Origin of the sequence: Flavivirga spongiicola (genome assembly GCF_030540825.1) — a bacterium.
Lineage (GTDB): Bacteria > Bacteroidota > Bacteroidia > Flavobacteriales > Flavobacteriaceae > Flavivirga > Flavivirga spongiicola.
The window spans coordinates 3,309,280-3,321,842 of record NZ_JAUOEO010000001.1 but is presented as its reverse complement, the minus strand read 5'-3'; the positions used below and the strand labels follow the sequence as shown (position 1 = coordinate 3,321,842).

General features: G+C 32.9%; 9 protein-coding genes. 5 read left to right on the top strand and 4 right to left on the bottom strand.

Features of this window, described 5'->3' with window-relative positions:
* Positions 1-1,227, bottom strand: coding sequence for an NADH:ubiquinone reductase (Na(+)-transporting) subunit B (locus Q4Q47_RS13320; protein WP_303307143.1), 1,227 nt, complete (start codon positions 1,225-1,227; stop codon positions 1-3).
* Positions 1,227-2,582 carry a Na(+)-translocating NADH-quinone reductase subunit A gene (locus Q4Q47_RS13315; protein ID WP_303307142.1) on the bottom strand — a complete coding sequence of 452 codons (1,356 nt, stop codon included), beginning with the start codon at positions 2,580-2,582 and terminating at the stop codon, positions 1,227-1,229. Before Q4Q47_RS13315 ends, Q4Q47_RS13320 begins: the two co-directional genes overlap by 1 nt.
* Positions 2,583-2,735: 153 nt before the next feature.
* On the opposite strand from Q4Q47_RS13315, the gene Q4Q47_RS13310 reads away from it, so the two are divergent.
* The 3 genes from Q4Q47_RS13310 (at position 2,736) to Q4Q47_RS13300 (ending at position 7,079) form a co-directional block, all read left to right on the top strand.
* A complete protein-coding gene (locus Q4Q47_RS13310; protein WP_303307141.1) occupies positions 2,736-3,986 on the top strand; it encodes a type IX secretion system plug protein in 1,251 nt (416 codons plus the stop codon).
* 111 nt (positions 3,987-4,097) lie between these two features.
* Positions 4,098-4,484, top strand: coding sequence for a Co2+/Mg2+ efflux protein ApaG (gene apaG, locus Q4Q47_RS13305; RefSeq protein WP_303307140.1), 387 nt, complete (start codon positions 4,098-4,100; stop codon positions 4,482-4,484).
* A 207-nt stretch (positions 4,485-4,691) separates the two neighbouring features.
* On the top strand, positions 4,692-7,079 hold the full coding sequence (locus Q4Q47_RS13300; RefSeq protein ID WP_303307139.1) for a glycoside hydrolase family 95 protein: 2,388 nt from the start codon (positions 4,692-4,694) through the stop codon (positions 7,077-7,079).
* Positions 7,080-7,159: 80 nt separating this feature from the next.
* On the opposite strand, the gene Q4Q47_RS13295 is transcribed toward Q4Q47_RS13300, so the two are convergent.
* Positions 7,160-8,155 carry a DUF6695 family protein gene (locus Q4Q47_RS13295; protein WP_303307138.1) on the bottom strand — a complete coding sequence of 332 codons (996 nt, stop codon included), beginning with the start codon at positions 8,153-8,155 and terminating at the stop codon, positions 7,160-7,162.
* On the bottom strand, positions 8,148-8,873 hold the full coding sequence (locus tag Q4Q47_RS13290) for an NRDE family protein (protein ID WP_303307137.1): 726 nt from the start codon (positions 8,871-8,873) through the stop codon (positions 8,148-8,150). The genes Q4Q47_RS13295 and Q4Q47_RS13290 overlap by 8 nt, the downstream gene beginning before the upstream one ends.
* Before the next feature lie 150 nt (positions 8,874-9,023).
* On the opposite strand from Q4Q47_RS13290, the gene pruA reads away from it, so the two are divergent.
* Positions 9,024-10,652 (top strand): L-glutamate gamma-semialdehyde dehydrogenase, encoded by a 1,629-nt coding sequence (pruA, locus tag Q4Q47_RS13285; RefSeq protein ID WP_303307136.1) that lies wholly within the window; start codon positions 9,024-9,026, stop codon positions 10,650-10,652.
* 404 nt (positions 10,653-11,056) lie between these two features.
* Positions 11,057-12,442 (top strand): tetratricopeptide repeat protein, encoded by a 1,386-nt coding sequence (locus tag Q4Q47_RS13280; protein WP_303307135.1) that lies wholly within the window; start codon positions 11,057-11,059, stop codon positions 12,440-12,442.
* Positions 12,443-12,563: the final 121 nt, after the last annotated feature.

Here is a 12,563-nt window from a genome sequence, read left to right as displayed (position 1 = left end):
CTAAGCTGTTTTTGCTTTTAAACGTTTCATTCTTTGTTTTACATTACCTTGAACCACATAATGGTCAATGGTAGGTGCAAACACATTCATTAATAGAATAGCTAACATAACACCTTCCGGATATGCTGGATTGAATACACGAATTAAAATAGAAATAAACCCTACTAAGAAACCGTAAATCCATTTTCCTTTATTTGTTTGAGATGCTGTTACAGGGTCTGTAGCCATAAACACCGTACCAAAAGCAAAGCCTCCAATTAGTAAATGATGCCACCAAGTCGTGCTCATTAAACCATAGAATTTACTACTTTCTGTTATCCATCCTGAATCAACAACTTGATTAAAAATTAATCCCATCACTAGGGCTCCCAGAGCAGAAGATAGCATGATTCTCCAGCTTCCTATTTTTGCAAAGATTAAAAATACCCCTCCTAATAATATTAATAAAGTAGATGTTTCACCTATCGAACCTGGAATAAATCCTAAGAACATATCCATGACTTCATATCCAGCTTCTTTTCCTTGGGCCAAACTACCTAATATAGTTTCTCCAGAAATAGCATCCAGATTTGCTCCAGCCAAAATTTCGTTTGTTCTTTCTACAGCACCTTCGACCCAAACTTTATCTCCAGACATCCATGTAGGATATGCGAAGAACAGGAATGCACGAATGGTTAATGCAGGATTAAGAATATTCATTCCCGTACCTCCAAAAACTTCTTTACCTATAACAACACCAAATATTACGGCAACAGCTAGCATCCAAAGTGGAATGTCTACTGGTACAATAAGTGGTACTAACATACCTGTTACTAAGTATCCTTCTTCTACTTCGTGTCCTTTAATAATGGCGAATATGAATTCAATTCCTAAACCAACACCATAAGACACAATAACTAATGGTAATATTTTCCAGAAACCAATCATAAAATTATCCATAGTCCAAAATTCAGAACTAAAGAAACTTCCTGCTGCTGCTTGTATATCTCCAACTTGTAAATTATGTTGGTATCCCGCATTAAACATTCCGAAAATTAAACAAGGTACCATAGCCATAATAACGGTATTCATGGTACGCTTTAAATCATCGGCAACTTTTATATGAGTCCCATTATGTGTGGTCTCGTTTGGCAAGTATAAAAACGTGTGGATTGCAGAAAATGCAGGTAACCACTTCTTGTCTTTGTTCTTTACCTTAAAATTATGTAAACTTTCTTTTAAACCCATTATCCTATTTCTTTAAGCATTAAGTCTAAACCTTCTCTTATTATTTTTTGATGTGGTTGCTTAGACACACATACAAACTCTGTTAATGCAAAATCCTCAGGAGCCACTTCGTACATTCCTAAGGCTTCCATTTCATCTAAGTCCTTATACATACATGCCTTTAAGATTTGCATCGGATAGATATCTAAAGGAAATACTTCCTCATAAGTTCCCGTTGTAACAAAAGCACGATGTTCACCGTTTGTATTGGTATTTAAATCGTATGATTTCTTAGGCATTAGCCATGAAAATGTTAATGCTCTAGATGTAGAAACCTTATTAAAAACAGGTTTATTCCATCCAAATAATTCGTAATCGTCTCCTTCTGGAATAACAGATATAACATTACTATAATAATCTAAGTAACCGTCTGGTCGTATCTGTTTTCCGCTTAAAACATTTCCAGAAATAATACGGTCATTAGTATCTTTAGCAATACCTTTATCATAAACCATAGTAGCTACTTCACTTCCTATTTTAGTAACAAAATACCTTGGTTTTTCAACTGAAGAACCAACTAAAGCCACAATACGTTCAGCATTAAATTTTCCTGTTAATAATAACTCACCAATAATAACCAAATCTTGAGGGTTAACCGTCCAAACGACTTCGCCCTTATTTACTGGGTCTATTTTATTTATTTGTGTTCCTACATTCCCAGATGGATGTGGCCCAGAAACTTTATGTAATGTGACCCCGGTTAAACCAGCTAATGGAGAATGACCATTTTTACCAACAGAAACATGCACTTTACCCTCGGTAAGTTTCCCTAAAGCTGTAACAGCTGCTTGTAATTCGGCTTCTTTACCTTGCAAGGTAAAATCTAAATCGGCTGCTAATGGTGCACTGGCATATCCTGATATAAAAATAGCTTTTGGTGCTTTATCGGGATTAGCAATGACATCATACGGACGTTGTTTCACAAATGGCCAACAACCAGATGCTAATAAATGTGATTTAACAGTTTCAGAATTTGCAGCATCTATATCAAACTTACCATGATCCTGATAGGTTTGTTCTTTATCTGCTTGAATTTTGATTGCTAAAATTTTACGTTTTTCACCACGAGAGATTTCTAAAACTTCACCGGAAACGGGGGAAACAAACTTGATAGCTTCGTTAGATTTATCGAAAAAAACAGGTTCTCCTGCTTTTACTTTAGTTCCAACTTTAGAAATTAATTTAGGTATAACGCTGTGGAAATCTTCAGGTCTTAAAGTATAAAAGTTGCTTACTATTGCCTTTTCGGAGGTTTTTTCAGCTTCACCTTTAAGTTTAATGTCTAGACCTTTTTTAATGCGAATGTCGTTTGACATATTTTTTTTATTGAAATTAGTTGTCTAAAAATCGGTGCAAAAGTACAAATTTAAAATGCAGTTTTCATAATAAATTGAATAGAATTTCATCCCCTTTTAAATAAGTTTATTTTCAGGCATGAAATTTGTTTATATTTACAAAAATGTCCTACAATGCCGTTTAAATTTATCGCTTTTATATCTGTTCTTCTAATTTCTAATTTAGCCTTTAGCCAAGTAGAAGAAGTAAACCCTCCCGATTACATTAAAACAATCAATTTTAAGGGTAATACACCTGAAACACAATTACCAATTTTAAGACTTGGTGAATATGTTATTTTAGAGTTTGATGCTTTAAATGGAGATGAAGAAGATTTTTATTATAAAATTGAGCATTTTAATTTTGACTGGACACCATCAGCATTGGTAAAATCTGAATATATGGATGGTTTTGACAACCAACGCATCAGAAATTACGAAAACTCATTTAACACCTATCAAATTTATTCGCATTATACGCTTACCATTCCTAACGCACAAACCAGACGTTTAAAAGTCTCAGGAAATTATATGCTTTCTATTTTTAATAGTGATGATACCCTCGTTTTTTCAAGAAAATTCATGATTTATGAAAACACCGCTAACGTTGGCGTTCATGTTAAACGTTCTCGCGATGTGCAGTTCATTCAAGAAAAGCAACGCATAGATATTGTTATTGATTCCAATACCATGCAGTTTAATAACCCTACACAAAATGTAAAAGCAGTCATTGTTCAAAATAACAATCTAAAAACTGCTATTTCGAATATAAAACCACAATACACTATTGGTAATCAGTTAATTTATAAATACGATAAAGAAACCAGTTTTTGGGGAGGTAATGAGTATTTGTTTTTTGAAAACAAAGATATTCGAGCTGCAAATACAGGGATACAAAGTATCGATTTACAAGATTTATATCACAATTATCTATTCACAAACTTTGAGAGAGTTACCAGACCATATACCTATAACCCAGATATTAATGGTAATTATGTTATTCTAAATATTGATGCAGAAGACCCAGGCATTGAAGCAGATTATGTTTGGATGCATTTCTCTTTACTACCTGTAGAGTCTTTAAAAAATAAAGACATTCATATCTATGGTAATTTTAACAATTATGTCATTGACGAAAACACAAAAATGATTTTTGACGAATCTCGCAACGTTTATACAAATACCATGTTACTAAAACAAGGCTTTTATAACTACAAGTATATCGTAGCAAACAACAACAAAAATATTGAAGAAGGTGCTATTAGCGGAAACTTCTACCAAACAGAAAACAATTATAAAGTTATTGTGTATTATAGAGATTTAGGTGCTAGATATGATAAAATTATTGGGCTTGGAGAAGGAAGTTCAGTCAACATTTCTAACTAACAATTGTGCTTTTTAACTAGTTTTTTAACCAAAGACGCTAAAAATCACCACTAAACACTTAATATTTACTATTTTAGCACCCAACAAACAATTCGTATATTAGTATTAACGATGGTTCAACAAATTACAAGAGGCATAAAAATATCAGTGGTTACCACTTTTGAAGGCTCGTTTTATAAAAATTATAAAATGCAGTATGCTTTTGGATATACCGTAACTATTGAAAACCAAAGTAAAGATTCTGTACAACTTAATGTCCGTCATTGGGAAATTTTAGACGCTTTAAATAATGTTGAAATAGTTTCTGGAGAAGGTGTTATTGGTAAAAAACCAGTATTAAAACCTGGAGAGTCTCATACTTACACTTCTGGATGCTTGTTAACCTCTCCTTTTGGTGCCATGCAAGGACATTATAGTATGGTAAACTTTACAACGACTAAAAAGTTTAAAGTCACCATACCTACCTTTAAGTTAAGTGCGCCTTTTGCGATAAACTAATCTTGCTTTTCATACAAAATTCATCACTTCGGATGATTTTCTAAACGATAACTACATCTAAAATTCAGATTTAATCATAAGGTTACTGTCTTTGATTTCTAGTTATATAGCTTAAAGCTTTATTTTTGATTTTTTAAATAAAATACTATTTATATCTAAAAAAACAACATTAAATTGCAGGTTAAATCATCTTATTTACAAAAAATAATGAAACAAAAATATTCAACCTACAGACATATTCTTTTACTATTAGTTAGTGTTATTATAGTTCAATCTTGTACTAAAAAAAGTGATGATGATAATGATTTTAGTAAAGAACATATTTTATGGTATAAACAACCTGCTCAAAATTGGGAAGAAGCATTACCTTTAGGAAATGGTCGATTAGGAGTTATGGTCTTTGGAAATACATCAAATGAACACATTCAATTAAATGACGATTCTATGTGGCCATCAGACAATGATGCATGGGTTGAGCCTGAAGGCAATAAAGAAGATCTTAACCATATTAGAGAATTATTATTTAAAGATAAAAACAAAATAGCAGATAGTTTATTTGTAGATAAATTTTCCAGAAAAACGGTAGTAAGATCACATCAAACTATGGGTGATTTACACATTGATTTTGATCATAAAAACATTACCGACTACCGTAGAGAATTAAACATCAATAATGCCACATCGTCCGTTTCTTATAAGTCAGACGGAAACCTCATCACCGAAAAAATATTCGTTTCACATCCACATGACGCTATTATCATTGAATTTGAATCACAATCTGCATCTGGTTTAAACGGAAAGATTCGATTAACAAGACCAGAAGACAATGGCTTCCCTACGGCAAAAACAAAAACTACTAATGACAATCTTTTAGTAATGCAAGGTGAAGTTACGCAGCGTGATGGAAAATTTAATTCTGAGCCATATCCTATTCTTAATGGTGTCAAATTTGAAACATGCTTAAAAATAAATAATGATAGTGGTGAAGTTCTAAAAGGTACAGATTACTTAGAGCTAAAAAACGTAAAAAAGGCAACGTTCTATTTAGTTTCAAATTCATCATATTACCATGAAAATTATGCAAAACAAAACATCATAGACCTGACAAATGTTATTGCTTCTGATGTTGAAACGATAAAAGAAAAGCATATTGAAGATTATCAAAATCTATACTCTAAAATAAGCTTAAACCTTAACAATACGCATTTAGATAGTATTCCTACAGACAAAAGAATTAAACGTATAAAAGAAGGTTCAGTTGACGTTGCTTTGGAAGCTTTATTATTTCAATATGGACGTTACTTATTAATTAGTTCTTCAAGAAAAAACACCAACCCTGCTAACCTTCAAGGGTTATGGAATAAACATATTAAGGCTCCTTGGAATGCTGATTACCATCTAAACATTAACCTCCAAATGAATTATTGGTTAGCAAATTCAACGAATCTGGATGAACTTAACATGCCTTTATTTGATTATATTGATAAATTAATTGAAAATGGCAAGGTAACAGCCAATAAAAATTTTGGTTGCCGTGGATCATTTTTACCTCATGCAACGGATTTATGGGCACCAACATGGTTAAGAGCTCCAACGGCTTATTGGGGGTGTTCTATTGGTGCAGGAGGTTGGATGATGCAGCATTATTGGCAACATTATGAGTTTACCCGAGATATTACTTTTTTAAAAGAACGTGCTTACCCTGCAATAAAAGAAGTTGCTACTTTTTATAGCGATTGGCTGATTGAAGACCCTAGAGACGGCATGCTTATTTCGGCGCCTTCTACCTCTCCCGAAAATCGTTTTTTTAATGACAAGGGAGAAAAAGTAGCTTCATGCTTGGGTAGTGCTATGGATCAGCAAGTTATTGCTGAAGTTTTTCGTAATTATGTTGAAGCTTGTAGGATTCTTGAAATAGAAAACAACCAGTTAACAAAAATTAAAGAGCAGCAAAAACAACTACGCCCTGGTTTTGTTATAAGTGATGAAGGTAGAATTTTAGAATGGGATAGACCTTATACAGAAACCGAACCTGGACACAGACATATGTCTCATTTATACGGATTTCATCCTGGTGTTAGTGTTACCGAAAAAGGTTCTCCAAAAATCTTCGAAGCAGTTAGAAGTACTTTAGATTATAGATTAAAAAACGGTGGCGCAGGTACTGGTTGGAGTCGCGCCTGGTTAATCAATTGCAGTGCCAGACTTTTAGATGGAGATATGGCTCACGAGCACATACAACTATTATTTAAAAAATCAATGCTCAATAATCTTTTTGATGCACATCCTCCTTTTCAAATTGATGGGAATTTTGGATATACTGCGGGTATTGCAGAAATGCTTTTACAATCTCATGAAGACAGTACAATTAGAGTATTACCTGCATTACCTAAGGCTTGGGAAAATGGTTCAATAAAAGGATTAAAAGCTAGAGGAGGCTTAACAGTCAATATATACTGGAAAAACAACAAACTTACTAAGGCAGAATTGTCTTCTAAATTTGATCATGAATTCAATATTAAATATAAAAATAACACCATCCCAGTTAAATTGTCAAAAGGAGAAACTTATACTTATTCGCCTACTAAATCATAATATTATAAGGCTAAAATCCTTACTGAGCTTTCATGGCATGTAGTTTTTAAAAACAGGAAATATATTAACAATCCCTAGTCTCATTCCCTCAACCTATAAAACCTAAAAACTTTGCCATTTTGCTTCACATGAAAGAATTTACAATTTGAATAATGGATAAATTCAAACTCTAAATCATAATCAAAAGTATCATCTTCAACAACAAAAGTATCTTGTACATCAATATTTCCATATGGCGAAATACGTTTAAAATGGTACTCAACATCATGTCCAATTTTATGCAACTCAAACCAAGCACCAGCAGCAATACCAGATAACCATTGTGCACTCTCATGCAAACCATCAACAGGTTTCGATTCTAATGTTCCAATAAAATTGGGCTGATGTTTTTTCAATTTATCTAAAAAACAACGTACATTTTCGCTTTTTTGTGAGCCTTTAAATTCTGAAATAACACCGGTTTCAGAAACTTCAAAAGCATGATTTTCAGTATCTGCTAAAAGCACATTGCCAACAGTACTAGGTGTAAACCACTTAGAATTTTCTAACTTCTTTTTAATATTCAAATCGGTAACCGAAGCTATGAGACTATCTGTTACAAAACGGGCACAATTGCATGCATTTTTTTTAAAAGCGGCATAATAGATAAACTCACGTTTTTGCATTTTGGTAATATGTGATCTCGCTTTTTTATAATCAACAGCATTACAAATAGAGGCTACAAGTTTTCCCTCTCCATGTGTTAATTTAGGATGCGTTCCTAAAAACTCTAAAATGTCATTTAAGTTTTTAATAGTATTGTTTTCAATCTCTGCTTTTATTGGGAAGTCTAATTCATTATCAGTATCTCTTCCCCGCACCCTTCCATTAGGTTCCGGTGTAATATAACGTCCAAAATCATGATACTCTAAAACACCTGTTTTTTTATCAATCAGTACTAAAGCAGCATGTCCTGCTCGCAAATAATTCTTTTTTCCAACACCTAAAAATCTTAAATAAGGAGAAAACCATTCTTCAGAAACCATAACAATAGTATCTGGATACGCCAATGTTATAATAATACCTGTATTATCCATTTACAACTTCCGGAAGACTCCATATTTTAGTTGTAATTGTTTTATTTTGAAGGTTTTCATAGACCATCTTAACCGAATCAACTTCTTTTACTATTTGTGTGATACTAGTCGTTTTAACAACACCTCGATCCATGACGACTCCAAAATCTTTATTATCGCTCCCTGCGGTTTTATGAAATTTTAATATAGAAGTCTCATCTAATGCATGGTTGTTTTTAAAAGACTCAAACCAACCTAGTCTTTCTTGCTTCATATCTTCAGAATACAAGGTTGAAGAAGACCAAATTTTTGGCTCAGGAGGCAATGGTTTAAAATGCTTGTTTTCGCCATCCCATACCAATTCATAAAATTTCAAAGAAACGTTCCAATCTATTATAATAATAGTAAAGGGTTCTATATCTTGAAGGTTATAAGTTTCAATCGTATCTTCAATATCGTCAGCAATCATTAAATCTTTAGCAACCACACCTCTACTCTTCCTGTAACTTAATTTGCGTTCATGCCATTTAAACCCACCGTTTAATACGCAAACGACTCTGTTTTTTTCACTCAAACCAATCCATGTGCCACCAGCCACTTCATCCTTGGGAAATACCATTTTAACACCATTGGTTATATAAAAGTCCGGGGCGATGGATACTCTATTTGGTGCTTCGTCCCTATTGGAAGTTAAAACAAATCCATTATTAGCCTTTGGAATAATTGTTACTGTACACATAAATTTGTAGTCTAAATACGCTCTGGCAACTTACAAAAAATAAATAAAATTTAACTTGTTTTTAAACATTGTTAGCATTTGCAATCATTAAATAATTCGTAAATTTGCACCTCATTTAATGAAAATTCAATAATAAAAAACAAGAAAATCATGGGGAAAGGCTTTTTTAATGTACCTGTAGCTGTTAATGAACCTGTTAAAAGTTATGTTCCTGGTTCTCCAGAGCGAGAAGCAGTATTAAAAGCGTATAAAGAAATGTTCAATAGTAAAATTGACGTTCCATTATATATAAATGGAAAAGACATAGAAACTGGCAATACCAGAACCATGTCTCCTCCGCACGATCACAAACATATTGTTGGTACGTATCATTTAGCTGAAAAATCACATGTTGATGAAGCCATTTCTACAGCATTAGAGGCAAGAAAAAATTGGTCTCAAATGCCATGGGAACAACGTGCTGGTATTTTCTTAAAAGCTGCCGAATTAATTGCTGGCCCTTATAGAGCGAAAATAAATGCCGCAACCATGATTGCACAATCTAAAACGATTCATCAAGCAGAAATTGATGCTGCCTGTGAATTTATAGATTTCTTACGCTTTAATGTGCAGTTTATGACTGATATTTATATGGAGCAACCAGAAAGCACAAGTGATGCCTGGAATAGAATTGAGTACAGACCCCTTGAAGGATTTACTTATGCAGTAACTCCTTTTAACTTTACTGCCATTGCTGGAAACTTACCTGCTTGTATGGCTTTAATGGGTAACGTTGTTGTTTGGAAACCTAGTGATAGCCAAGTATATTCTGCCAAGGTAATTATGGATGTTTTTGAAGAAGCTGGTGTACCTCCAGGGGTTATCAATGTTGTTTTTGGTGATCCAGTAATGATAACCAATACGGTTATGGCTAGTCCAGATTTTTCTGGTCTGCACTTTACAGGTTCTACCTTTATTTTTAAAGAACTTTGGAAACAAATAGGAAATAATATACACAACTATAAAACATACCCAAGAATTGTCGGAGAAACTGGTGGTAAAGATTTTATCGTTGCTCATAAATCTGCAAATGCCAAACAAGTAGCTACTGCTATTGTACGTGGTGCTTTTGAATTTCAAGGACAAAAATGTAGTGCAGCTTCAAGAGCTTATGTTCCAAAAAGTTTATGGAGTGATGTAAAAAGCAAGGTTATAGAAGATGTGAAATCCTTTAAAATGGGCTCTCCTGAAGACATGAGCAACTTTATTACAGCCGTGATTCATGAAGGTTCTTTTGATAAGTTAGCAAAATACATTGATCAGGCTAAAGCTGATAGTGACGCTGAAATTATCGTTGGTGGAAATTATGATAAAAGCAAAGGTTATTTTATAGAGCCTACTGTTATTGTTACCAAAGATCCAAAATACACAACGATGTGTACTGAGTTATTTGGCCCTGTAATTACTATCTATGTGTATGAAGATGACGCTTACGCGGAGACTTTAAAATTAGTAGATGAAACTAGTGAATATGCTTTAACTGGTGCTATATTATCTAAAGACAGATATGCAGTAACTCAAGCAACCGAAGCTTTACAAAATGCTGCCGGAAACTTCTATATTAACGATAAGCCAACAGGTGCTGTTGTTGGACAACAACCTTTTGGTGGTGCCAGAGCTTCCGGAACTAACGATAAAGCAGGAAGTGCACAAAACTTATTACGTTGGGTATCTCCTAGAATGATAAAAGAGACCTTTGTAACGCCTACAGATTATCGTTATCCATTTTTGGGTGAGTAGAAGAATTCCTGTGAAAACAGGAATCTCATAATCGAGAAACTTATATATAGAGGCTGTCTTAATTTTAGACAGCCTCTTTTTGTTTTTCAATGAGCTAAAGGCTCAATTTCATAAAAAACTTCAACTATAATCGTTCAGTTTTAAGTACTAACATTTGGACGATTTCGTATACTCACAAATCACAAGCTATATCTCCCCCCATAATAGCACTAAAATCATTAGCCAACAAATTGCAGATTTGGCATATTTCTTGTGAGTAATTTCCTTTAACGTAAAGCAGGCTCCATTGAAAATTTAGGTTAGAACTTGTTAGTATAAATATTACTAACTCCATTAAAATCCACCTACTAAAATAGTTTTGAAAAAGAAAATACAGCAATAATTAGAAATTAATACTATTACTTATGATAACTAAATTGACTTTATTATTTACTCTATTATTTATTGGTTTTAATTCAACTTTCGCTCAAAATAATGAAGAATGCAAGGACAAACTTTCTTTATTTCATGAATATGCGAAAGTAGAAAATTACGACGCTGCTTACGAACCATGGATGTATGTTCGTAATAATTGTCCAGAGTTAAATATTGCTATTTATAAGTATGGAGAAGATATTTTAGAAGCAAAAATCAAACAAACTCAAGGAATAGATAAAACGGGTTTCATAAACGATCTTTTGAAATTATGGGAACAAAGAGCTAAGTATTTTCCAAGCAAAACCAAAAAAGGAAAATATACCGCAATGGCTTGTCAATTAAAATATGATAATAAAAAAATATTGAGGAATACAGATTCAGAATTATATGATTGTTTTAATGAAACGTTTAAAGCCGACAAAGCTACTTTTACAAACCCAAAAAGTCTATACACGTACTTTTCTTTAATAGTTGATTTATATGATAATGGTGAAAAATCTGCTCAAGATTTGTTTAATAAATATGATGATATCTCTGAAAAAATTGAAGTTGAAATAAAAAACTATTCAGAAAAACTCAATGCACTCATAATAAAAAAAGATGACGGGCTAGTTTTAACAAAAAAGGAGAAGCAATACAAAAAGTATTATGAAAAGTCTTTAAAATCTTATAATCAAATCTCAATTAGTATGGCTGGTAAATCTAATATAAGGTCAAATTGCGAAAACTTAATTCCTTTATATGAAAAAGGTTTTGAATCTCATAAATCTGATGCTGTTTGGTTAAAAAGAGCCGTAAATAAAATGTATCATAAAGGGTGTACAAATGTTCTACTATACGAAAATATGGTTAAAGCTTATGATGATACCGCTCCTTCTGCAGATACAAAATATTTTGTTGCGACGGTTTTACTTAAAAACGGTAAAGAAGCTGAAGCTGAAAGTTATTTAAAACAGGCATTCAATTTAGAATCTGACACCTATAAAAAAGGGAAATTAGCTTACAAAATTGGATTGATTTTAAAAAATAAAGGAAAGTTCAGTCAAGCAAGAATTTACTTTAATCGGGCCTTAAAACTCAATCCATCTAATGGGGCACCACACTTATCTATTGCATCAATGTACAATGCTAGTGCTAAAAACTGCGGAAACTCTAATTTTAACAAAAGAGCTGTTTATTGGTTAGCCGCAAAGGAGGCTCAAAAAGCTTCAAGAGTCGATCCTACTCTAAAAAAAGATGCGGCACAATCTGCGGCAAGTTATAAGGCCAAAGCACCAACAAAACAGGAAATTTTTATAGAAGGAAACTCTGGCGAAACTATTAAAATTGAATGTTGGATTAAATCTTCAATAAAAGTACCTGTCATAAAATAAAAACTATTCGATTTTATTGAATTGCCTCCCTTTTTTTATGTTAAAAGCTTTTGTAATTGACACTCTTGACTTTGTCAGAAAAATTAACGAACTTCGTTTAACATTAGATATAAAACATTAA

Bases quoted from the DNA above. Each gene is read 5' to 3' on its own strand.
- Q4Q47_RS13320 (WP_303307143.1), bottom strand. From the start codon at position 1,227: ATGGGTTTAAAAGAAAGTTTACATAATTTTAAGGTAAAGAACAAAGAC.
- Q4Q47_RS13315 (WP_303307142.1), bottom strand. From the start codon at position 2,582: ATGTCAAACGACATTCGCATTAAAAAAGGTCTAGACATTAAACTTAAA.
- Q4Q47_RS13310 (WP_303307141.1), top strand. From the start codon at position 2,736: ATGCCGTTTAAATTTATCGCTTTTATATCTGTTCTTCTAATTTCTAAT.
- apaG (WP_303307140.1), top strand. From the start codon at position 4,098: ATGGTTCAACAAATTACAAGAGGCATAAAAATATCAGTGGTTACCACT.
- Q4Q47_RS13300 (WP_303307139.1), top strand. From the start codon at position 4,692: ATGAAACAAAAATATTCAACCTACAGACATATTCTTTTACTATTAGTT.
- Q4Q47_RS13295 (WP_303307138.1), bottom strand. From the start codon at position 8,155: ATGGATAATACAGGTATTATTATAACATTGGCGTATCCAGATACTATT.
- Q4Q47_RS13290 (WP_303307137.1), bottom strand. From the start codon at position 8,873: ATGTGTACAGTAACAATTATTCCAAAGGCTAATAATGGATTTGTTTTA.
- pruA (WP_303307136.1), top strand. From the start codon at position 9,024: ATGGGGAAAGGCTTTTTTAATGTACCTGTAGCTGTTAATGAACCTGTT.
- Q4Q47_RS13280 (WP_303307135.1), top strand. From the start codon at position 11,057: ATGATAACTAAATTGACTTTATTATTTACTCTATTATTTATTGGTTTT.